Consider the following 22,544-nt stretch of genomic DNA (forward strand, 5'->3'; position numbering starts at 1 on the left):
TCCTGAGACAGCTGTGCTTAGTATATATTTTTTTTAGCTTACGAAAAGCTGAATGGTTATGAGATAGGGAATTTTATGTAATAAAAAAACCCCGCGAAGCGGGGTTTTTTGAATAAGATTGGCAAAAGAGAAACTTATTTAGCTTCTTCGTACGCCTTAACGCCAGCAACGATAGCTTCTTTAGCTGCTGCTGCGTTGCCCCAACCTTCAACTTTAACCCACTTGCCTTCTTCTAGACCTTTGTAGTTTTCGAAGAAGTGCTTGATGCGGTCAAGTTCTAGCTGCGGAAGATCTTCAATGTCGTTCACATCACGGTAAGCTTTAGTTAGCTTGTCGTGTGGTACAGCAACTAGCTTAGCATCTTCACCAGCTTCGTCTGTCATGTTAAGAACGCCTACTGGGCGGCAACGGATAACAGAACCAGCGATTACTGGGTAAGGAGTCAGAACTAGTACGTCTAGTGCGTCGCCATCGTCAGCTAGTGTGTTGTTGATATAACCGTAGTTAGCTGGGTAGAACATTGGTGCAGCCATGAAACGGTCAACGAAGATCGCGTCTTCTTCTTTCTCGATCTCGTATTTAACCGGAGAGCTTTCTGCCGGAATTTCGATGATTACGTACAGATCGTTTGGCAGATCTTTACCTGCTGGTACTTGTGCGAAGCCCATGTTTGTCTTCCTGTAAGTAGTTTTGAAAAGGTTACATCTAAAGTCTGGGGATTATGTCCCAGACTTTAGCGGTTATGAATACTACTTAAAGCTGAAACGTATAACTTTAAGTATTGAGTTTAGCTGCTTGACCGTCACCAGATTCAGCGTGGTATGACAGCAGAGTCTCTACTTCATTTTTAGAACCGAGTGCTACACCGCTACGTTGGTGAATATGAGTAGGCTCTAAATCCATGATATTTTTGTAGCAAGTGCTAGAGATGCCGTCAGCTTGCTCAATCAGCATGCTCATTGGGTTGCCTTCGTACATTAGGCGAAGTTTGCCCGGCTTAGTTACGTCACGGCTATCCCATGGGTAGCAGAAAATGCCACCACGAGTAAGTACACGGTGAACTTCAGCAACCATAGACGCGATCCAACGCATGTTGAAATTTTTGCCACGTACACCTTCGGAGCCTTCTAGAAGGTCGCCAACATAGTTGCGCATCTCTTCTTCCCAGAAGCGATGGTTCGACATGTTGATCGCAAACTCTTTAGTGTCTGCCGGGATAGTCACATTTTCTCGAGTCAGGATGAAATCACCTGTATGAGCCAATGTGAAGAAGTTAACGCCATGGCCTGTTGTCAGTGCAAGAATAGAGGACTGACCGTATAGTACATAACCTGCTGCAATCTGCTTGCGGCCTGTCTGTAGGTAGGCTTCGTCAGAACTTGGGTCCATACCTTCTGGTAGTTCTAGGATGGAGAAAATAGTGCCCACTGAAACGTTAATGTCGATATTTGAAGAACCGTCTAGTGGATCGAAAATCACTAGGTATTTGCCTTCAGGATTACCGGCTACAGGATGGTCTTCTTCCTCGGATGCCAAGCCTGCTACTAGAGGATTATCTAGTAAGAATTTTTTCAGAAGATCGTTTGCGATCACGTCCATTTTTTTCTGGGTTTCACCCTGAACGTTGGTGTTGTCTGTGGATCCCAAAACTCCAGCTAATTCACCTTCACGAAGTTGGATCGCAACTTCTTTACAGGCAAGCATTAAGGTGCCAATCAAATCAACTAATTTGTCTTCGGTTTCCTGTTGTTTCAGGAACTGGCTCAGCAGAAGCATTCTTGTATTTTCTCTCAAATAGAGTGGTTGGAAAGTTGGCTGGGAATTTTACGTGAAACTTTGATGAAATGCATGGGGTGTTGAGGTATTTCGGTTAAGAAATGCTCAGTATTTTGGCGAAGGAGTAGGGATTTTTCCGCAATCTTAAAAATAGTCGTGTATGCGGGCTGCTATCTGAGACCCAAAACAGGCAATTTGGCTGTGAGGCCGGTTATTAAAACTGCTATGATGACGGTCGCTTTTTTGAAGGAGTATACGGGTGCATATTCATATTCTAGGTATTTGCGGAACCTTTATGGGATCGCTGGCAATATTGGCTAAACAGCTAGGACATAAAGTGACGGGTTCTGATCAAAATGTGTACCCGCCTATGAGTACGCAGCTTGAATCCCAAGGTATCGAACTAATTCAAGGATTTGATCCTTCGCAATTTACACCAGAACCCGATCTGGTTGTTGTGGGTAATGCTATGTCCCGCGGTAACCCAGCGGTTGAATATGTACTGAATAAAGGGCTGAAATATACTTCTGGCCCGCAATGGTTATCAGAACATCTCCTTCAAGATAAATGGGTGTTAGCAGTATCAGGCACCCATGGTAAAACTACGACTTCAACTATGCTGGCTTGGATTTTAGATCATGCAGATATGAAGCCTGGTTTCCTGATCGGTGGTGTGCCGTTGGATTTCGGTGTTTCAGCTCGTGTAGGTGATTCCCCTTTTTTTGTCATTGAAGCTGATGAGTACGATACCGCTTTCTTTGATAAACGTTCCAAGTTTGTTCACTACCACCCACGTACCCTGATTATGAATAATTTGGAGTACGATCACGCTGATATATTCCCTGATTTAGCGGCAATTCAGAAACAATTTCACCATGTCGTAAGAATCGTGCCTGAAAATGGTCAGATTATTCTTCCGCAAGGGGAGAGTGCGTTAGAAGAAGTTATCGAGATGGGCTGTTGGACCGAGGTGTCCAGAACTAGTTTAGAGTCTGATAACAGTGAATGGCAGGCGAAATTACTGAGTGAGGACGGCAGTCAGTTTGAAGTGCTCCACCAAGGAAAAGTGCAGGGTACTGTTACTTGGCAGATGACAGGTCGCCACAACGTTAACAATGGTTTAGTTGCTATTGCTGCGGCGAGAAACGTTGGCGTTCAGCCTCATCATGCGGTGGAAGCGTTAAATGCATTTGCAGGTGTTAAACGTCGTATGGAGCTGCTTGATACCGTTGCAGGAGTCTCTGTTTATGATGACTTTGCGCATCACCCAACTGCAATTAGCACTACTTTGCAGGGCATTCGAGCACAAGTTGGAGATGCTAAAATAGTAGCAGTGGTTGAGCCTCGCTCAAATACGATGCGCTTAGGTACGCATCAATCTTGGTTGGCTGAGTCGGTCGAGTTGGCAGACCAAGTTTGCTGGTATCAGCCGGAAGGTTTGAACTGGTCTCTCGATAAAGTCGTAGAACAATGCCAAGTGCCGGCGCAGGTATTCACGCAAACACAAACACTTATTGATGAACTGGTACCGACGCTAGAACCAGATACGCACATAGTCATTATGAGTAATGGTGGTTTCGAAGGTATTCATCAGCGCTTATTGGCAAAGCTGCGTGAGCGTTTTGAAGGTTAGTTATTCAAATTAGGTTTTAATATTTATGAGTACTACTCAGCAAGAGAAAATTACTTTAGCTATCACAGGCGCTTCTGGTGCGCAGTATGGTTTAAGGCTTTTACAGTGTTTATTGGCTGAAGGTCTGCAAGTTTTCGTAATGATCTCACGTGCTGCTCAAGTTGTGATTAATACAGAAACAGATCTGAAATTACCGGGTACGCCCTCAGATCAAGAATCTTATCTTGCAAATTTGTACTCAGCCAAAGATGGGCAGTTAAAGGTATTTGGGCGAGAGCAATGGATGGCGCCTGTTGCTTCAGGTTCCGGTGCGCCGAGTCGGATGGTCGTATGCCCCTGTAGCACTGGAAGTTTGTCTGCGATTGCTACGGGTGCGAGTAACAACTTGATTGAACGTGCTGCCGATGTGGCCTTGAAAGAGCGTCGGCAGCTTATTTTAGTGCCACGAGAAGCCCCTTATTCTGAAATCCATTTAGAGCATATGCTAAAGCTGACTCGAATGGGAGCCGTGATGATTCCAGCGAGTCCAGGTTTTTATAACCGCCCAGAAACAGTGGAAGATATGATTGATTTTGTGGTCGCGCGAATCCTTAATCAGTTAGGGATAGAGCAAAGCCTGTTACCTCGTTGGGGTGAAGAGCTTATTTAGATGCAATAAAGCCACCTAGCAGGTAGAATTGCGCCCTAAAATAGAGATGTAATGGCTTGATGTAGTCGTTTCTCTTTAAAGGTAAATTTAAAATTCCAAAGTGATCTGATTAATGTCCAAAATTTTAGCGCTTGATACTTCTACTGATGCTTGTTCTGTAGCTTTGAGTCTTAACGGTGAAATTCAGGAAGATTTTCGGGTCATCCCTCGTCAGCATACTCAGCAGCTTCTACCGATGGTGCAGGAAATGTTGGCAAATGCACAGTTAGCTGTCACTGAGTTAGATGCAATCGCGTTTGGGCGTGGTCCGGGTTCTTTTGCAGGTATTCGAATTGCCACTGGCGTGACTCAGGGCTTAGCTTACGCTGCAGATCTACCTGTGCTGCCTGTATCTACTCTGGCTGCGCTTGCTTTAGCCGCTTCTGATAAAGAGCAAGTTTCGTCCGTTGTGGCTGCTTTAGATGCTCGTATGAATGAGATCTATGTGGCGAGCTACCAAATCAAATCAGGTGAGCTAACAACACTTTTAGATGAAAAAGTATGTGCACCTGCGGAATTGAGCCTAAGTGAAGGTTCCTATTTTGCAGTAGGCAGTGGCTGGCGTTATCTTGAAGATATGAGTTCAGACACTCAGAATGCCATTTCTGTGAGTGAAGAGCTTTATTATCCCTCCGCAGCTTACATGCTTAAATTGGCTGAACAAGATTGGACGCAAGGAAAAGCGGTCGCAGCAGATCAGGCGTTGCCTGTTTACCTCCGTGATGAAGTTGCGTGGAAGAAAAAGGATCAACAATAGATGGATTTTTTTCAGGTCATTATTCTGGCCTTACTTCAGGGATTGACGGAATTTCTACCGATCAGTAGCTCTGCTCACCTTATATTACCTTCGCAGCTTTTAGATTGGCCAGATCAGGGCTTGGCGTTCGATGTAGGTGTGCATGTAGGGACCTTATTCGCAGTTGTTGCGTATTTTCGCCAAGATTTAACGCAGATGTTTTATGCTTGGACGCGCAGTATATCTGGCACCCACTCACCAGACTCTCGTTTAGCTTGGTTGGTTATACTTGCTACCGTGCCGGCAATGTTTGTCGGTATATTTCTCAACGATTTTATTGATCAAAACCTACGCTCTATGTTGGTTATTGCGGGAACCACGCTGATCTTTGGCGCGTTATTATGTTGGGCTGATCTGTTTAGAGTTGAAACTCGTCAGATCGAGTCGTTGAAAGTTAAAGATGCACTTGTGATCGGTTGTGCTCAAGCCCTAGCGCTAATTCCAGGTACATCTCGAAGTGGTATCACCATCTCTGCGGCCTTAATGCTTGGTTTAGAAAGGCAGGCTGCTGCACGCTACTCTTTTTTGCTCTCTGTACCAATCATTCTAGGGGCAGGTCTTGTTAAGGGCATAGATCTCTATGCTCAAGGTGAGAGTGCTCCTTGGTTAATGGTTGCTCTTGGTACTTTGATTGCGGGCATTAGTGCATTCAGCTGTATCCACTTCTTTCTTAAGTGGCTGGACCGTATTGGGATGCAGCCATTTGTTGTATACCGTATGATTCTGGGTATCTTCCTTTTAGTTATTTGGTTTACCACCGCTTAAGGCTTTTCGGTTTTTGAATGTCTAATCCAGCCCTTACAGATATAGTAATTGTTCCAATGCATGCTGATTTTGCTGAACAAGCAGAGCAGCTTGCCACTAGATTACAGCTACCAATCAAATCACCTGATGAGGTCCATGACTTCTCTTTAGAGTTGCAGTTTTCTGAGCAAGGTTTAAGACTGCAACCTTGTGGAAAAAAAGCGCCAGGTCCAACTTACGCTGATTTTGTTTCAGGTGCGGTTGCCCATCGCCGTCAGTTTGGTGGTGGTAAAGGCCAGATGATTGCTAAAGCAGTGGGTATTAAAGGCGGTATAACGCCACAAGTGCTGGATGCTACAGCAGGTTTAGGTAAAGATGCCTTTGTATTGGCAACCTTGGGTTGCGATATGACTTTACTAGAGCGATCACCAATTGTTCATGCGCTCTTAGAGGACGGTTTAAACCGGGCTTCAGAGAGTGAAGTGGCTGATATCGTCGAGCGCATGCAGCTTCATAATGCGAATAGTATTGAGTGGATGCAGGTTCAGGCTAAGCAAGGCAAAACTTTTCAAGTGGTCTATCTTGATCCTATGTTTCCCCACAACGATAAGAGCGCGTTAGTGAAAAAAGAGATGCGCGCGTTTCGCCCAGTAGTAGGAGACGATCTGGATGCAGATCAGTTATTGGATGCGGCATTAGCGATAGCTGAAAATCGCGTTGTGGTTAAACGTCCGCGTAAAGCTCCCTTTTTGGCGGATCGAAAACCTTCTTTGCAGTTCCAGGGTAAATCCAGTCGCTATGATATCTATCCTTTGAAAAAACTTGAGTCTTAGCTGTCTTAGGCTACTGGTTTAGGTTAGCGCTCTCTAAGTTTGTGATCGATCAGTGAGATCATATGTGGGCGCAGGATTTTGTTTGCTTGTTTAAATAAACTTTCGCTATCAAAATTTGCTCTGATCCTGGCATTCTCTTCTCGCACAAAGTCCAAATTACGCAGCTGTTTGATAAAGGATTTTAGTACTTGTTCATCCTTATATTCAGGCGTGCTGTAGCCATATTCTAGGTGGATGCTTTCTGCAATCTGCTGGCTGCTATGGATGAGATCGTCGCGGCTAATCTCTTCATATCGCGTGAGTACTCGAAGCAAAATATAGTAACGCAGAATGATCGGTTCAGCGTTGAGTATAAGCGTGTTAACCAATGCGTTAGAGGTAGTTTTCCATATCTGAGGCTCGGACTCTTCAAGTAGGTTCTGCTCTAGTAGTCCATCTCGAATCTGTTTTAGTTGATCGGTGAGTTCTTCCATTTTGTAAGGCAAAAATAGTTCGGCCTGTAAAAATGGATAGAGCATACGAATAGTTCGATTGATGTTTTGCGCGCGTGGTGACTCCAAACGGTGAGCTAGTAATAAGTACATGCTGGGGAGCACCAACATATGTTGAATGTTATTACGATAAAAGCTCATCTCTTGCGCTTGAGCCTGATTGATCTCTACTAGATTAAGTTTGGTTTCTAGCTGCCTCATATTATGGGCGCTTTGGATCCAATCAGAAGGTTTTCCGTCTGGTAATAGAGCTGTGTTTGGATAGAGCTGTGTTAATAAGTTGAGCAAACGCGTGCTTTTATCACTCAGTTCAGCAACCGATTGTAGCTGACTACCGCTCAGTAAACAGGTGGCCAACAAGCTGCTTTTGGTAACACCAGCTGCTTGGTTAATATTGCACATAACTTGCTGAGAGATATTGGTGACATCCTCTTCTAGGGAAAGGCTAGAATCAGAGTGGTTTTCCAACGGTATAGGTTTACCAAAACTCAGCAGTGTCTCACCAAACTTCTGTCTTAGAATTTTTAGCGATGAGAAAAACTCAGTAAATGACTCTCGCTTTTTCTTGGCTCCAGCTAACTCTTTTTGGTAGCTGCGGCTTTCGACTAGACGATCATAACCAATCCAAACTGGAATCAGAGCAACGGGCTTAGGGCTACCTTCACGGAAAGAACCGATAGTCATAGAGAGGAGGCCGGTTTTAGCTGGCAGTAATCGACCGGTGCGGCTACGCCCACCTTCGATAAAGTATTCTAAGGCGTGGCCTCTATGGCTCATCTGCTCCAAATAGGTTTTATATAAGCAGGCGTAAAGCGGGTCGCCATGAAACTTACGACGCATAAAGATTGCGCCGCCGCGTTTTAATATGGGCCCAACAACGGGGATGTTTAGGTTTTCGCCTGCAGCTACATGGGGAATCATTAAACCATGGCGATATAGAGCCCAAGATAACAACAAATAATCCATGTGACTGCGATGGCAGGGTAGGTAGATAATCTGATGGGTTTTAGAAATCTCTTGAACTTCTGCCGTGTTATGAATTTTTACCCTGTTGTAGAGGCGTTTCCATACCCAGTTAAGAATGGGGTCTAAGAGCCTAATTGTTGTTGGGCTGTAGTTCGCTGCGATTTTATCAAGGGTTTTAAAACAGTGTCTTTCGATTCTATGACGACTGGTATTTCTCTCAGCTGCTTGCAGATCTATAGCCTTTTGTACATTGGGGTGCTTCAGCACTAAAGAGATCAATGTTCGGCGATGTGATAGGTCAGGACCAATGATTGATGCTCGAAGAATACTGAAGTGCGTACGAAGGACCCTCGCTGTTTTTCGTGCGATGGACTCAACATTGCCTTCTTTAACCATCAACTGTTGCAGATCTAGTGGTTTATCCACAGAAACCAGTGTTTGGCGGCCATTGATAAGGAGCTGCATAAAGCTGCCTAAAGGGCCAGCTTTATGCCATGTTTCAGTACAGAGCAGATTAAGCCAAGATTTTTCTCTGTTTGGTCGACGGCCATGAAAAATTGAGACAGGGATAATCTGAATATTTAGTTTAGGGTTACTTTGCTGTGTTGCTACGATCTCTGTTAAATCTTCTTTAAGCGGACTTTTCCCTTCGGAATCAGCAAAAAGAAGCTGCTGCTCCATAAAGGGGATACCTTGTTTTTGCAGCACGTTTTTTAACAGAAGCTGGTGGCTTAAGCGGTCGTTTTCCAGAATGTAATAAGCATTACGGGTCGATTTTGCTTGTAATAATTCAGGGTTTACCACGCGAGGGCGGGTAACGATATTGATGAATTGCCGACCTAAATAATGTAAACCGCTTTGTAACAACGACAGCATATTTCCCTTTTGCCTCAATAATGTGGAGGGGGTGGCTCATTATCGCCAGAGCCAGCAACTCCGTCCACCGTTAGGTTTTTCAACTGCTGGTTCATGATCTTGAGCATACGTTTTAAACGCTCTAGTTCAATCTCCTGAGATGCAACCATGTTATTTAATTTATCCAGAGTGTCTTCTTGAAACGCCACGCGGGTTTCTAACTCTGTAATGCGTTCTTGATCGTTCATTGAATGGATCCAAGCCATGCGTGTGATTGAGATTTAGCATAGTTTATCAGACTACGATATTAAACGAATGTGGCTTATTTGCGGGATTAACAATATAAGCTGTTGAAAAAAATCACGAAATTCGCTATACCTCTCTGTTTGGTAGGGATAATCTTTATTCCGCCAGTACAAGTGCTATTCATGTGATAAATGACAATATAATACAATGAGGGTTAATCAGTGATTCGTAGTCTGATTGTGAGTGCTATCGCGGCCGTTTTAGTGCCAGTTCTGTTAGGTTCGGTAGCGGGTGTTGAGGTTGAGTTATCTAATATTGCTGCTGTGGCAGTTGTGTTTGTAGTGACTTTTGCTGCTTCTTTCTTTGCAGCGTCTGGTAACAATGCTGAAGCAGATGCTTCTGTAGTAAATGGTGCAGAAGAAGAGTATATCGACGAAAACGATGACCGTGAGCAGGGCACCGTTAAGTGGTTTAACGTGTCTAAAGGTTTCGGCTTTATCACCCGTGGTGAAGACGATGACGTATTTGTTCACTTCCGTAATATTCGTGGTCGTGGTCACCGATCTTTGGCAGAAGGTCAAAAGGTACGCTTCCATGTACGTGAGAGTGATAAAGGTCTTCAGGCGGAAGATGTTTCTGTTGTAAGAGACTAAGCTCATTCCAACGGGGTTGCTGTTCTGGTAACCCCGTTGTATTCACCACTTTAATTCTCACCTGCCTAAAATCGCTTCAATTCTTCTCGTTACTTCCTCGATTCCACAATAGCCATAGCTAATTGCATGTGCTCCGGCTTCTGTTGCAATAAATAGCGAAGGAAACCCTTGAGCGCCAAGCGCGTGGCTTTGTTGTATTTGTTGCTCTAATTCTGTTTGGGCTTCAGGGCTAGTCATTAGTGCGCTGAAACTGTCTTTGTCCAACCCAATCTCTGCAGCAAGGTTAGCAAGTACTTCTATATCAGAAGGATTTAAAGCCTTTTGATAATAAGCTTTTTGAATCGCATCTATCATTTCAAAAGCAGCATCTGACTCAAGATGCTCAGCGGCAATCACGGCGCGACAGGCTGGATAAGTGCTACGTCTAGGCGTGTTCTCGCGCCAGAAGTCGAAATTGAATTTAGCTCCAGTATGTTCCTCAATGTGCTGCCAAATTGAGATCAGTTTTTGTTGCATCGCTTCTGGCATAGGCAGATCTGAGTCAGGGGCTAAGCCTCCCATCAGCAATTGCCACTGCAATTCTGGATACTTATCTTTTAAGTGGGAAATCACCGGTGAGAATGCCCAGCACCAACTGCACATTGGGTCCATGACGTAGATGAATTTGTTCATGTTTATCCTTCTATCTGGAGGTTCAGTTACACCACTTAAGTGATTCTTACAGACCTATATTACAGTGAGATAGTTCCATAATTATCTGTAGTTTTACTTAGAGTTAGATATTAGTTCTCTTTCCGTGAACGAATGGTTCTTTAAAAAGCGTTAGTTAAGCGTACTTCCACTGGTTAGACTCCCGAGGAAAGCACGTACCTGCTCAACCTATTAGCTTTGTAGTCGAAGGATAATGTATGAATATGAATGAAATGTTAGGTGTTGATGTCTCTATTATCCAAGCGCCTATGGCTGGAGTGCAGGATTGGCGATTGGCGGCTGCTGTATCCGATGCTGGTGGATTAGGCTCTATTCCTTGTGGGATGTTATCTACGGAGCAGATATGTGCCGAAATTGAGCAGTTTATAGCGTATACAAATCGCCCTTTTAACCTTAACTTCTTTTGCCATCAGGTCCCTTCAGTAAGCGATCAGGAGATAGCTGCTTGGATCGATCAGTTATCGCCTTACTATCAGGAAGCGGGGCTAGAACCTGAATACAGTGCGAAAGCGTCACGCATGCCTTTTAGTAAAGAGGCCGCTGATGCAATCGAAAAATATGCGCCGCCTGTCATGAGTTTCCATTTTGGGTTACCAGAACCTGATCTTCTAGCGAGAGTAAAAGCCTGGGGAGCGACAGTGCTTTCGAGTGCGACAACGGTCGAAGAGGGTATCTGGTTAGCTGAAAATGGTGCTGATGTAGTGATTGCCCAAGGTGTTGAAGCTGGCGGCCATCGAGGCATGTTTTTAACTAAGGATTTGGAAACCCAGCTAGATACAAAAACGTTGGTAGCAAAATTATCTGCTGAGCTTTCGATTCCAGTGATTGCTGCGGGTGGTATTGCTGACCAGAGCGATATTAAAGATATGTTGGGTCTAGGTGCTCAAGGAGTGCAGATAGGCACAACTTATCTGTTATGCGATGAGGCTAAGACTAGCGATATCCATCGGGGGATGTTGCAGCGGACAGATATCCCTACCGCCATTACCAATCTTTTCTCAGGTCGACCTGCTAGAGGCATTCGAAATCGTGTTATGCAAGATTTGGGTGACTGGTCAGAAGTGGCATTGGCTTTTCCTTTCTCAACTCAGGCTATAACCCCTTTGCGCAGTTATGCCGAAAGCAAAGGCTTAGGTGATTTTACGCCCTTGTGGTCAGGGGAAAATCGTTTTGGATGTAAGGCCATATCTGCAAAGGATTTAACTGTCGAATTGTCGCTAGCCTTTAAAGCATAAGTTAACTGTTTTAACTTGTTTTAGAGGGCAATCTATTTCTTCTGTTCGCAATCTAACTTATAGTCTTTTTATCAGAATGATTCTCTTTTAAAGGGATTATGGATAGTTAAGGAGTTAGGTGTGGACATTGGATTAATTGTTACGTTGGTTGTTCTGTTAGGTGTGATTTTTTACATAGTCAGCATCTACAATAGCTTAGTGAAGTTGAAAAACCGTTATGAAAACGGCTTTTCACAAATCGAGGTGCAACTAAAGCGCCGTTACGATCTTATTCCTAACTTAGTGGAAGTCGCTCAAGGCTATATGAAGCATGAGCGCGAAACGCTTGAAGCAGTCATTCAGGCGCGCAATGAAGCGTCCGCTTTGTTAAAAGGTGCAGCGTCTGTACATAGTGCGGACTCATTACAACAGTTGTCAGGTGCTGAGAATCAGCTGCAGTCGGCTTTGGGTAAGTTGAACTTTGTCATGGAAGATTACCCAGACTTAAAAGCCAATGAAAATATGATGCAACTGTCGGAGGAACTATCATCCACCGAAAACCGTGTCGCTTTTGCTCGCCAAGCGTTTAATGATTCGGTGACTGAATACAACACTTACCGTCAATCTTTCCCACCCGTTTTCTTCGCAAATATGTTTGGTCACTCTCAAGATGCTACTTTGCTTGAGTTTGATGACAGCGAACAGATTCAAGCAGCACCAAAAGTAAGTTTTTAACAACTTGCGAGGTTGTTGATTCATGAATTTTTTTGAGCAACAGGACAAAGCCAGGCGTAATACCGGCTGGCTTGTCTTTCTTTTCTGCTTAGCTGTATTTAGCTTAATCCTAATTACCAATCTTTTGGTGGGTCTGGCTTTTCATTTTCTATCGAGTAACACAGCCAATCTAGTACCCGCTTACGATACATCTCTCTTCGGAAGTCTAGGTATATTTTCTTGGCGAAGCTTTGGGCTGATAAGTTTAGCTGTCGGCGGAGTGGTTGGGTGCGCTATTTTGTACAAATGGTGGCAATTATCCTCGGGTGGTAAAGCGGTGGCTGAGTCATTAGGCGGCGTACGCATACTACCAGATAGCGAAGAGCCGAATGAGCGTTTGGTACTTAATGTCGTCGAGGAGATGGCATTGGCTTCAGGGATGCCTGTCCCGCCGGTATACCTAATGGCGCATGAAATGGGTATTAATGCCTTTGCTGCAGGCAATACACCTGCTGATGCAGTTATCGGTGTCACCCAAGGTTCTATTGAGCACTTTAAAAGAGATGAGCTGCAGGGCGTTATTGCGCATGAATTCAGTCATATTCTGAATGGTGATATGCGCTTAAATCTGCGTTTGATCTCTTTGCTGCATGGCATCGTGTTTATTGGGCAAGTAGGGGAGCTCTTTGCTCGAGGTGGCAGTGATCGTCGTTCTGACGGCCGGGTAGCGCTGCTTGGCTTTGGACTGATGATCGTCGGTTGGTTAGGGATCTTTTTTGGGAAACTAATTAAATCAGCAGTGAGTCGACAGCGTGAGTTTTTGGCGGATGCCAGTGCAGTGCAGTTCACACGTAATCCGGAAGGTATTGCGAATGCACTTAAATTGATTGGTGGATATTCGCCGGGCAGTGAGATTAATAATTCTCATCGTAGTGAAGTTAGCCATCTGTTTTTTGGCCAAGCTATCTCTAGTCTTTCTAGTCTATTTGCAACGCACCCTCCAATTGTTGACCGAATTCTTCGTGTTGATCCCCATTGGGATGGCAACTTTCTTTATCGTGGTAACGAAACCCGAGAGCGAAAGCTTGAAGAAGAGCAGCAGAAAAGCGAAGAAAAACGTCAAAGAGTTCAAGAGGCTGCTGCTATAGGTGCAGCGGTTATGACGGGTACTGGGGAGAGTGCTTTAACAGATAATAGTTTGAGTGCAGCGCGAGAGAAAATAGATCAAATCCCAGAGTTTTTGTATAAACAGGCGAAAGAATCCTTAGGCGCGATGTCTATCTGTTGCTCCTTACTGCTTCACAGTGAAGGTGAGCTACGCCAGAAACAGTTAGAGATGATCAAGGCAACGGAGTTTCAGGGTTTAGAGCAGGAAGTACTTAAAACGGCTCAGTCGGTAGATAATCTTCAAGAGCACTGTCGTTTACCTCTGATAGAGTTATTGCTTCCTGCACTGAAGTGCATGTCAGCGGAACAGTATAAGCAGTTTAAACGCTTATTAATGCAGTTGATTAGAGCGGATAAGAAAACTGATCTATTTGAATGGTGCTTATTCCAGTTGGTTCAGCATTATCTCGCAGGGCAATATGAGCCCGAACTCAAGAGCGCTCCGCGTTATAAAACACCGGGTCAGATTGGTGATGAATATGCGCAAATATTATCTGCTGTGGCTCGTTTTGGTCATGAAGATGAAGAAACAGCAGAAAGGGCGTTTAATCGAGGAGCAGGTGCGGTTTCTCTGTATAACATCCACCTTTTACCGGCTGAAGAGTGCGATGTTCAGGTGTTTGTCAAAGCGGTAAATGTGTTGGGACTTGCTTATCCACTGCTTCAGCGTCGTTTATTAATTGGGCTTTGTCGCTGTATTGAGCATGACGGCAAGCTTACAACGACCGAACGTGAGTTGATAACGACAATTGCGGCCATCATGGGATGTCCGTTGCCAAAGCTAGAGTTTCTAGAAGAGGGCTAATAAATAATAAGCAAGCTCAGACTAGGCTTGCTTATCTTTTTGAATGGAAATATTAGCTTATTAACAGGCTAGCTGCTTTTTTGAAGTGAGCCTTTCCATCTCTTCTTTAAGATGTTCTGGCGAATAATCTACAAACTTTCGACCGGCAACTAGGCGACTAAGTGTGCGCCCCTCTATATGCACATACACTCGATCATGAGAACGGTGGAATTCAATTACCTCGCCAGTTTTATCTTTTTCGAAATGACCATCGGTAAAAACTTTATCTAATTGAACAGTTAGGTCTTCACTATTATTAGTTTGTTTGATGACCGTTGCCGGTATGCAGTGACCGCTTTCTAGAATAGTTACGCCGTCGCCAATGGTGTAGTTGCCGTATTTATCTTCGGCTTTACGTTGTAGTAACTCGTCAACGACATCAATAAGGATATTTTTTACTACCTCATGAGCTTCAAATGATCCCAAGAGTTTTTCACAAAAAGCGCGGTGATCTGATGCGGAATGCCACGCAGCAGCATTGTTATCGTTCACTGCCTGACGAATAAGTTGATTGAACCTATTGATATCCATCTACTTCTCTCCCTGAGTTGTTTACTGCCTTGTTAGGGTGGACTCTCAGAAGATTAGACGGGATTAACTAAAACTCAAGAAATGACCGATCCCAACTAATTGAGAATTTTTCAATACTAAGTAGTGGAAAAGACGGATTTTTGTACATCCTAAGTATAGCTTTCTGCTTATGTGTCCTTTTTCCACTCTAAAGAGAGAGAGACTGAGTCAGCAAATCTTAGGGCGTGTGGTTTATCAATAGTTACTTTGGCATAAACCGTCCATGGGTGAGTTGTGCATATATCTAAGACATCAGAAACGAGTTTTTCGAGCAGTAAAAAGCGTCCATCTTCTACATGCTTAATTATTTCTTTTGTGATGGTTTTGTAATTGAGAGCCTGATCAACATCATCATCGGCGAAAGCTTTATTCGCTGGATACTGAATTTCGATATTAATAACCACATCCTGCTGTTTTTCCATCTCTTCAGGGTTAAAACCAATAAAAGTACGTAAGCGAAGATTGGTGATGTTGATAATTGCGTTGCTGAGCATGGAAGTCCTTTTGGTCACAGATAGAGGGTAAGTTCAGTTTATAGGGAGTTTGATTGTGAAAGTAGTGCCTTCATCGATTTTGCTTTGTAATTGAATCTCACCGTTGTGTTTTTTTATGATGTTATGTGAAATGGCTAACCCCATACCTGTGCCTTGTCCTACAGGTTTAGTGGTAAAGAAAGGGGTGAATATATCTTTCTGAACTTCTTCGGATATACCGCAGCCATTGTCGCCAATTTCGATATATACGTATTGATCATCATATTTGGATCTCACAGAAATACAGGGAGCCTGAGAATTTATAGTGGCATGTTTGGCATTCATAATAAGATTGAGAAATACCTGATTAAGTTCGTTTAGGTTGCACTCGATCTTTGGCAAGGGCTCAAGCGAAATGTCTAAGGTGATGGAGTTTTTTAATTCGCTTTTTAACAGTTTTAAAGTGCTATTTATGCCTTCTACGAGATCGTAACTACCGTGGTCATTGGCTTGTGTGCGCGAGAAGCTTCGTAAGTTTTGGATAATATCTCTAACGCGTATCAAGCCTTCTTGTGTATCTTCCATGAGTTGCGGAATATCCTCAGAAATAAAATCGATATCTTCGGATTTAAGAAGTTCTTCTAAAGGCTCTTTTTGATCAGCAGGAAGTGAAGGCAGTAAGCGTTTTATTTCATTAAGAATAAGATTGTAGGCATCAAAGTACTGCTTCAGAGATTCAACATTACTTTTGATAAAGGCTATAGGGTTGTTTATTTCGTGCGCTATGCCCGCAGATAACGTACCTAATGTGGCTAGCTTCTCGTTTTGCAGCATCATGGTTTGCTGCTTTTGGAGTTGTTCGTAGCTTTGTTCTAAGTTCTGATTTTTTTGGTAAAGCTCGCGAGACTTTTCTTCAAGTAAGTGTTCAGCTTCAAGTCGAGCTTTGCGTTCCCGTTCGTATGCTTGTTTATAAGGGTTAGAGGTATCGGTCATTTGTGAAACTCAACGATTATGTCGCAATGGGGATCGCCTTTATGGCAGCAAACATCGTGTGTTATAGAGATCGGTGTCTCATATTTTGTAGCTGCACCTCTAATTAATCCCTCAGCTAATATGCATAATTTCCTTGGAGAGCTATAGCGCATAAGCAGCGCACCATTTTCCAATTTCTCATATTCAAAACGGGGTAAGGAAGGGTTTTCAAATAGTTTTTTAACTTCTAAGTGGATAACGCTATCTACGCTTTCAAGGAAACTACAGAGGTCAGGTTGTTGCTCAACAAAAACCGGATAGCGGCGGGCTAAGCTATCAAATAGAAATTCACCAAATGCGCCGACTAATGTACCGACTTCTATACCTGTTTGTTCAGAAATCTCAGCAACCAGAGCAAAGAGCTCATCATCTGGATAGGTCTGCCCAGAGGTATATACCCCATCAAGGGATAATTTATCTAGAATATTATTCCATTGTTCTAGGCCGCACTGATCAATCACCATCTCTTCGAGAATATTGAAAACAACCCCTTTCATTACAAGCCACCTTCATTTCGCAGAAAAAAGTTATGATCTTCAATATAGACTATTTTATGGTATCTGGCATAAATGTCCTCTTCTCTATTAGTTAACGCTTTGATTTTGCAATTTAGACGTACTTTTTTATATGACTTTTGTGACAAAAGAGAAATCCATGACTACTTTTAATTAAGAGAAAAGTCGTTAGGAAGGTTAAGTTATGAAAACTTATACATCAGGTGATGTCGCACAAATCTGCGGTGTAAGTTTGCGCACGGTGATCCGTTGGATAGAAAAAGGTGAATTGAAAGGGTTTAAGTTGCCAGGTCGAGGCAATAACCGTGTATCGGCAGAAAATTTAATAAAGTTCCTTAAAGCTCACGATATTCCGTTACCAGAGGAACTGGCTGCGCCTGGTGATAATTTAATTCTGATTGTTGATGATGAGCCGGCGGCAGCTAGAGCGATACAGCGGGTTTTAAGAGGGGCTGGATATGAGACACAAATCGCAGTCAATGGCTTTGAAGCAGGGTCATTATTAACGCAGTTAAAACCAGCCATTATGACCCTTGATCTTAATATGCCGGGGTTAAATGGTGAGGATGTTATTAGTTACGTTAGACATTCAGACCATCTCATATCTACACGTATTTTAGTCATCTCAGGAACATCTGAAGCTGAATTAGAACGGGCTGTGAAGCATGGAGCGGATTGCTATCTGTCGAAGCCTTATGCCAATTCTGATCTGCTGAAACAGATTGAGCTACTCATGGATAGCTCTGATAGCCAGATAATCGAAACTTCGAGAGCAATCTGATTATGAAACAGGGAACCGTTGTATTTATTGATGATGAAGCAAGTACTCTAAGGGCGTTAAGGAGAAGCTTGCGAGGGTATACGAGTGAATGGAGCTTTGTTTTTGAATCATCTCCAATAAGAGCACTTCAGATAATTAAAGAACAAAGGCCCTCCATTGTTGTTTGCGATAAACGCATGCCCGAAATGGATGGCGAAAAATTGCTAAGGGCTGTTCAAGAAAGTGTGCCCGAAGCGATGCGAATTTTAATCAGTGGTGATACCAGTGATAACACAGTGTTGGCGTCGGCGGATGTCGCCCATCTCCTTTTACCTAAACCTTTTGACGCTGAAGAGTTAGTTGAGGTTCTTGAGAGAGCCAAGGCGTTAAAACAGGTTCCTATATCTGATGCGCAACGTAAGTTGATCGGGTCATTACAGCACCTACCTGCACTTCCTTTAGTTTATGCCGAACTTAAAAAGTATTTAGGTTGCTCAGATGAAGCTGAAATCAATAAATTAGTAGAAATTATAGAATGTGATCTAGCGATATCTGCCAAAGTTATCCAAGTGGCTAATTCTAGTTTCTTTGGTTTTCAAACGAAGACCGAAAGCTTACAGCAGGCACTCATGCGTCTTGGCGTTGGGCTCGTAGAGAACTTGGTTTTATTTTTTGGAATATGTAAACAAGAGCCTAAAAACTTTGATGTTAATCGAGCACAAACCGTTGTGAACATATTGCAGGATTTTAATGTTTCGACAGTTAGTGATTGCACCCAATATCAGGTTTATTTGGCAGGTCTATTTCATGATATTGGATCTTTAGTTGATATAGGCGATGCCTCCCACGGTGATGCGATTGGCGCTTATTTACTTAAATTATGGGGTTTTGCTCCCGAAGTGGTGAATGCCGTCTTATACCAGTCCAATCCATTAAAGCAGATGCCTGTATCAAAATTGACTTGCCAGCTTTTTGTAGCCAAGCAGTTGGCAGCTGGCGATATATCTTTAGACGAACTTTCAGAAGAAATTCTGGATTGCGCGGAAATTACAGTTAAGGAGAGTACCGAATGAAAACCTTACACTCTTTGGTTTTAGCGATTTTAATCGTTTTTATGCCAGTTAAGTCCTTCGCTGAAACATTAACCCTGGGGATCGTTCCTCAACAATCGGCGAAAAAACTAGCGAAATTATGGACGCCGATCAGTGCTTATCTAAGCGAAAAATCAGGTGTGAAAATTATGTTCGCTACTGCTCAAGATATCCCAACCTTCGAAAAAAGGGTGTTGGCTGGAGAGTATGATATCGCTTATATGAACCCTTATCACTATACGGTCTTTAGTCAAAAACCAGGGTATCAAGCGATTCTAAAACAGAAAGATAAGCGTATTAAAGGGATTGTTGTTGTCCAAAAAGATAATCCAATAAATAGTTTGTCAGAACTCGATTCAAGCACGCTTTCGTTTCCTTCTCCTGCTGCATTTGCTGCTAGTGTATTGCCCCGCGCAAAAATGAATAAAGAGGGTATTAGCTTCCAGCCTAAATATGTTTCCTCACATGATTCAGTTTACCTGACGGTATCAAGAGGGTTGTTTCCTGCTGGGGGAGGGGTCATGAGGACCTTTAATAATACCGACCCTAAAGTTAGAGAAAATCTACGTGTTTTATGGACAACGCCAGGTTACACCCCTCATGCCATTGCTGTTCACCCGCGCGTTGGAAATGAAAAACTGAAGAAAATACAGCAAGCATTTTTAAGCATGAATGAGGACCCTGAAGGTCAAGCTCTTTTGAAAACCATCAATTTCAAAGGTATGGAAATCGCAGCCAATGAAGATTGGGATGATGTCAGGGAATTAGATATTAAGTTGCTTGAGCATCTATTGAAGTAGTAGTTGGAATTAGCCGTGTCTCTTCGACTCAAAACGATACTGGGTATCGCCACCATAGAAGCATTATTGCTGTTGCTGCTGATTAGCATGACCTTAGATTATCTTCGTACCACAAACTATGAAGGTTTAAGTAAGCGTGCTCATACAACAGCGACTTTGTTTGCGACGACGACTAAAGACGCAGTGCTAAGTTACGACTTAGCCTCGTTGGAAGCCTTTGTTTCTGAGGTAATGATTAACCCTGATCTCGTTTACGCAAGAGTTCTCGGGCCAGAAAATATAGTGTTTGCTGAAAAAGGCAGTGCAGATGTGTTGTCGAAGCCCTTTTCCTCGGATCAATCCGTTTCGACTGTTGAAGACGGTATTTTTGATACTTACGCCGAGATCTCTGAAGGGGGGCAAGTTTACGGCCGAGTGGAGTTAGGGCTAGATATCAACAGCCTAAATAAGACGATTGAAGAGGCTGAGCAGCGAAGCGCATTGATTGCGGCGATAGAGATGGGGCTAGTGGCTCTGTTTTCTTTGATATTAGGAACTTATCTGACGCGCCAGCTTAAGGTGCTGACCCAAGCTGCTGAGGTTATTTCAGTTGGTGATTTCGAAATTAAAGTACCGGTTAAAGGCCAAGATGAAGTGGCAGATGTAGCCATCGCTTTTAATGCGATGGCAAGTAATCTGCATGAAGCGAGTGCGCGAAGAGATGAGTTTGAAATACAACTCAAAGAACTTAATCGCTCGCTTGAGGAGAGGGTTGATGAACGGACTAAGGAGTTAGTGGTTAAGAACGAACAGTTGGAACAGGCCAATAAAGAGATAAAAGAAGCGCAAGCTAAATTGCTACAGTCAGAGAAAATGGCCTCTATTGGCGTGCTGGCGGCAGGCGTTGCTCACGAGATAAACAACCCCATGGGGTTTGTTATTAGTAATATTGGCACTTTAGAGCTCTACGCAAATAACTATCGTCAATTACTTGCTGCACATCAAGAGATCATAGAGACCCCCGAGGGTGAAAAGCGAGATAGTCTTATTGCTCAACTTAAGGAATTTCAGGAAGAGCTTGATTTTGAATTTATGAATGAAGATCTGGATGACCTATTAAAAGATACCAAAGAAGGGTCCGCCCGGGTTAAAGATATTGTCCAGGGGTTAAAAGCATTTTCCCATGTTGATCCAGTTGAAAAGTACGAGCTTTGTAATCTGAATGACTGTATTGAAGCAACCTTAAAGGTTGTGAATAATGAATTGAAATACCACTGCAAACTAGCAACTGATTTAGCTGATATTCCGTTAACGTATTGTTTACCAGGTAAAATTAAGCAAGTACTGTTGAATTTATTGGTCAATGCAGGACAGGCAATTACAGATACCGGTACGATTGCTGTGAGCTCCAAGGTTAATCAAGATCGAATTGAGATCAAGATTAAAGACTCGGGGCATGGAATCGCGAAGGAACAGATAGATAAATTGTTTGACCCTTTCTTTACTACCAAGAAGGTGGGTGAAGGAACTGGACTTGGCTTATCGATCTCTTATGGAATTATTGTTGAAGAACATAACGGTGATATTTTGGTGGACAGCGAGCCAGGTAAAGGGACCTGTTTTACCTTGGCACTACCCATACTAACTAAGGCACCTTCCCTGCCGAAGCAGACTGAATCGCACGACCTAGTAAAGGAGTAAAAATAGGTTATGAGCTATCCGAATAATACAATTTTACTAGTTGATGATGAGCAGGCCGTTCTTAATTCCCTTAAACGCTTATTAAGACCTTTAAAGTGCAAAGTCCTTACTACAGTTTCTCCAAATGAAGCATTGGAAATATTGCGTGAAAATACGGTCGATATCTTAGTCAGTGATATGCGTATGCCCGAAATGGGCGGTGAAGAGTTTCTCGAGAAAGCGGCAAAAGAATTTCCTGATATAGAGCGGATTGTTATTTCCGGTTATGCCGAAGCACAAGCCGCTATTGACGCTATTAATCGTGGTAAAGTGAGTCGGTTTTTGCTGAAGCCTTGGGAAGACAGCGATGTCATAAAAATGGTGGAAAAGGGTTTTCGATTAGCGAGTTTGCAGCAAGAAAATGAACGACTTCAGCAGGAAACCCAAGAAAAGAATGAACAGTTAGAAGCACTTAACCGATCCTTAGACAGCAAAGTCCAAGAGCGTACTCGTCAACTTAAAATGGCAAATGACCGAATTAAAGATAGCTATCGTTCGGTTGTTCGTATGTTCTCTACCCAAACGGCTCGCCGATTAGGTATTAAAGCCACAAAAGAAAACCGTAAGCTTAATCAGGTACTGGTGGCTGTTGCGAAAAAATTTGGTTTAGAGGGGCAAGAACTCAAGCAGCTTTATTATGCTTGGCAATTACGTCAGATCGGTAAACTGAGTTTTTCTGATGAGCTTTTAAAAAATCCTTACCTAACGATGGAAACGGAGCAACAGCGAACTTTTCAACAATACCCTCTATTAGCGCAAGCGGCGTTGTTGTTAGTGAAGCCTCTATACCCTGCAGGACAGATCATTCTTCAGCATAAAGAGTATCTTGATGGTAGTGGTTACCCTAAAGGTTTAAAAGGCGATCAAATTTCGATCCGTGCGCAAATTCTTTGTGTAGTGAACGATTATGTTGAGATGGTTTCTGGCTTATATGATGAGCGTCAGTACAGTACATCGGAAGCGATTCGTTATATGCAGACCACAGCCGTTGAACGTTATAACCAAGATGTGGTTGAGGTTCTGTCAGAGGTCATAGAGGGGTTGTCTAAAACTGGTGATGTTCTAAATGATAAACAGGTATCCAGTGAACAATTACGAGAGGGCATGAAGCTAAGCCGTGATCTGATTAGTCAGGAAGGGATTTTACTACTCAGCGCAGATCAGGATCTCGATGAAGTCGCCATCGAACGAATTCGAGAAATGGAATTTAACTTAGAAGAAGCGTTAGAAATATACGTTTCTCAAAAGTAATG

The 22,544-nt window shown here is 43.2% G+C and carries 23 protein-coding genes; 14 read left to right on the forward strand and 9 right to left on the reverse strand.

Annotation, left to right across the window (positions count from 1 at the left end):
- Positions 1 to 134: 134 nt before the first annotated feature.
- Positions 135 to 668 (reverse strand): inorganic diphosphatase, encoded by a 534-nt coding sequence (gene ppa, locus ACMXYS_RS04145; RefSeq protein WP_299180651.1) that lies wholly within the window; start codon positions 666 to 668, stop codon positions 135 to 137.
- 106 nt (positions 669 to 774) lie between these two features.
- On the reverse strand, positions 775 to 1,776 hold the full coding sequence (locus ACMXYS_RS04150) for a class 1 fructose-bisphosphatase (RefSeq protein ID WP_415883747.1): 1,002 nt from the start codon (positions 1,774 to 1,776) through the stop codon (positions 775 to 777).
- Between the two features lie 259 nt (positions 1,777 to 2,035).
- On the opposite strand from ACMXYS_RS04150, the gene mpl reads away from it, so the two are divergent.
- From mpl to ACMXYS_RS04175, 5 genes are all read left to right on the forward strand, one after another.
- Positions 2,036 to 3,409, forward strand: coding sequence for a UDP-N-acetylmuramate:L-alanyl-gamma-D-glutamyl-meso-diaminopimelate ligase (mpl, locus tag ACMXYS_RS04155; RefSeq protein ID WP_415897674.1), 1,374 nt, complete (start codon positions 2,036 to 2,038; stop codon positions 3,407 to 3,409).
- A gap of 25 nt (positions 3,410 to 3,434) precedes the next feature.
- Positions 3,435 to 4,058 carry a flavin prenyltransferase UbiX gene (locus tag ACMXYS_RS04160; protein WP_415883749.1) on the forward strand — a complete coding sequence of 208 codons (624 nt, stop codon included), beginning with the start codon at positions 3,435 to 3,437 and terminating at the stop codon, positions 4,056 to 4,058.
- 112 nt (positions 4,059 to 4,170) lie between these two features.
- A complete protein-coding gene (tsaB, locus tag ACMXYS_RS04165; RefSeq protein WP_415897675.1) occupies positions 4,171 to 4,854 on the forward strand; it encodes a tRNA (adenosine(37)-N6)-threonylcarbamoyltransferase complex dimerization subunit type 1 TsaB in 684 nt (227 codons plus the stop codon).
- A complete protein-coding gene (locus tag ACMXYS_RS04170) occupies positions 4,855 to 5,658 on the forward strand; it encodes an undecaprenyl-diphosphate phosphatase (RefSeq protein WP_415883751.1) in 804 nt (267 codons plus the stop codon).
- Positions 5,659 to 5,675: 17 nt separating this feature from the next.
- Positions 5,676 to 6,470 (forward strand): class I SAM-dependent methyltransferase, encoded by a 795-nt coding sequence (locus ACMXYS_RS04175; RefSeq protein WP_415897676.1) that lies wholly within the window; start codon positions 5,676 to 5,678, stop codon positions 6,468 to 6,470.
- 23 nt (positions 6,471 to 6,493) lie between these two features.
- Here ACMXYS_RS04175 and plsB read toward each other — a convergent pair whose 3' ends face one another.
- Positions 6,494 to 8,803, reverse strand: coding sequence for a glycerol-3-phosphate 1-O-acyltransferase PlsB (plsB, locus tag ACMXYS_RS04180; protein ID WP_415897677.1), 2,310 nt, complete (start codon positions 8,801 to 8,803; stop codon positions 6,494 to 6,496).
- A gap of 14 nt (positions 8,804 to 8,817) precedes the next feature.
- Positions 8,818 to 9,030 carry a SlyX family protein gene (locus tag ACMXYS_RS04185; protein WP_415897678.1) on the reverse strand — a complete coding sequence of 71 codons (213 nt, stop codon included), beginning with the start codon at positions 9,028 to 9,030 and terminating at the stop codon, positions 8,818 to 8,820.
- 219 nt (positions 9,031 to 9,249) lie between these two features.
- On the opposite strand from ACMXYS_RS04185, the gene ACMXYS_RS04190 reads away from it, so the two are divergent.
- A complete protein-coding gene (locus tag ACMXYS_RS04190; RefSeq protein WP_415883755.1) occupies positions 9,250 to 9,681 on the forward strand; it encodes a cold-shock protein in 432 nt (143 codons plus the stop codon).
- Between the two features lie 57 nt (positions 9,682 to 9,738).
- Here the strand turns inward: ACMXYS_RS04190 and ACMXYS_RS04195 are convergent, their stop codons facing one another.
- The gene (locus ACMXYS_RS04195) at positions 9,739 to 10,353 is read right to left on the reverse strand and encodes a DsbA family protein (protein ID WP_415897679.1); all 615 of its coding nucleotides are present in this window, start codon (positions 10,351 to 10,353) and stop codon (positions 9,739 to 9,741) included.
- A 236-nt stretch (positions 10,354 to 10,589) separates the two neighbouring features.
- Here ACMXYS_RS04195 and ACMXYS_RS04200 point away from each other — a divergent pair, with 236 nt between their 5' ends.
- The 3 genes from ACMXYS_RS04200 to ACMXYS_RS04210 all read left to right on the forward strand — a co-directional run bounded on the left by ACMXYS_RS04200 (position 10,590) and on the right by ACMXYS_RS04210 (position 14,292).
- Entirely contained in the window at positions 10,590 to 11,627 is a 1,038-nt protein-coding gene (locus ACMXYS_RS04200; RefSeq protein WP_415897680.1) for an NAD(P)H-dependent flavin oxidoreductase, read from the forward strand.
- A 120-nt stretch (positions 11,628 to 11,747) separates the two neighbouring features.
- A complete protein-coding gene (locus ACMXYS_RS04205) occupies positions 11,748 to 12,341 on the forward strand; it encodes a LemA family protein (RefSeq protein WP_415883758.1) in 594 nt (197 codons plus the stop codon).
- 22 nt (positions 12,342 to 12,363) lie between these two features.
- The gene (locus ACMXYS_RS04210; RefSeq protein WP_415897681.1) at positions 12,364 to 14,292 is read left to right on the forward strand and encodes a M48 family metallopeptidase; all 1,929 of its coding nucleotides are present in this window, start codon (positions 12,364 to 12,366) and stop codon (positions 14,290 to 14,292) included.
- Positions 14,293 to 14,352: 60 nt separating this feature from the next.
- On the opposite strand, the gene ACMXYS_RS04215 is transcribed toward ACMXYS_RS04210, so the two are convergent.
- The 4 genes from ACMXYS_RS04215 to ACMXYS_RS04230 all read right to left on the reverse strand — a co-directional run bounded on the left by ACMXYS_RS04215 (position 14,353) and on the right by ACMXYS_RS04230 (position 16,903).
- Entirely contained in the window at positions 14,353 to 14,862 is a 510-nt protein-coding gene (locus tag ACMXYS_RS04215) for a hypothetical protein (protein WP_415883760.1), read from the reverse strand.
- A 167-nt stretch (positions 14,863 to 15,029) separates the two neighbouring features.
- On the reverse strand, positions 15,030 to 15,395 hold the full coding sequence (folX, locus tag ACMXYS_RS04220; protein ID WP_415883761.1) for a dihydroneopterin triphosphate 2'-epimerase: 366 nt from the start codon (positions 15,393 to 15,395) through the stop codon (positions 15,030 to 15,032).
- Between the two features lie 33 nt (positions 15,396 to 15,428).
- Positions 15,429 to 16,367 carry a sensor histidine kinase gene (locus tag ACMXYS_RS04225; protein WP_415897682.1) on the reverse strand — a complete coding sequence of 313 codons (939 nt, stop codon included), beginning with the start codon at positions 16,365 to 16,367 and terminating at the stop codon, positions 15,429 to 15,431.
- Positions 16,364 to 16,903 (reverse strand): heme NO-binding domain-containing protein, encoded by a 540-nt coding sequence (locus tag ACMXYS_RS04230; protein ID WP_415897683.1) that lies wholly within the window; start codon positions 16,901 to 16,903, stop codon positions 16,364 to 16,366. The genes ACMXYS_RS04225 and ACMXYS_RS04230 overlap by 4 nt, the downstream gene beginning before the upstream one ends.
- A gap of 202 nt (positions 16,904 to 17,105) precedes the next feature.
- Here ACMXYS_RS04230 and ACMXYS_RS04235 point away from each other — a divergent pair, with 202 nt between their 5' ends.
- The 5 genes from ACMXYS_RS04235 to ACMXYS_RS04255 are packed head-to-tail and all read left to right on the forward strand — an operon-like array spanning position 17,106 to position 22,542.
- Positions 17,106 to 17,702, forward strand: coding sequence for a response regulator (locus ACMXYS_RS04235; RefSeq protein WP_415897684.1), 597 nt, complete (start codon positions 17,106 to 17,108; stop codon positions 17,700 to 17,702).
- Between the two features lie 2 nt (positions 17,703 to 17,704).
- Positions 17,705 to 18,754, forward strand: coding sequence for an HDOD domain-containing protein (locus ACMXYS_RS04240; RefSeq protein WP_415897685.1), 1,050 nt, complete (start codon positions 17,705 to 17,707; stop codon positions 18,752 to 18,754).
- Entirely contained in the window at positions 18,751 to 19,572 is an 822-nt protein-coding gene (locus ACMXYS_RS04245) for a phosphate/phosphite/phosphonate ABC transporter substrate-binding protein (protein ID WP_415897686.1), read from the forward strand. The genes ACMXYS_RS04240 and ACMXYS_RS04245 overlap by 4 nt, the downstream gene beginning before the upstream one ends.
- Before the next feature lie 15 nt (positions 19,573 to 19,587).
- Positions 19,588 to 21,252: a sensor histidine kinase gene (locus ACMXYS_RS04250; RefSeq protein WP_415897687.1), complete on the forward strand. Its 1,665-nt coding sequence runs from the start codon at positions 19,588 to 19,590 to the stop codon at positions 21,250 to 21,252.
- Positions 21,253 to 21,261: 9 nt separating this feature from the next.
- Positions 21,262 to 22,542, forward strand: a complete 1,281-nt coding sequence (locus ACMXYS_RS04255; RefSeq protein WP_415883768.1) for an HD domain-containing phosphohydrolase — start codon at positions 21,262 to 21,264, stop codon at positions 22,540 to 22,542.
- The last annotated feature ends 2 nt before the right edge of the window (positions 22,543 to 22,544 follow it).

It is taken from the genome of Neptuniibacter sp. QD57_21 (assembly GCF_047778075.1).
GTDB lineage: Bacteria > Pseudomonadota > Gammaproteobacteria > Pseudomonadales > Balneatricaceae > Neptuniibacter.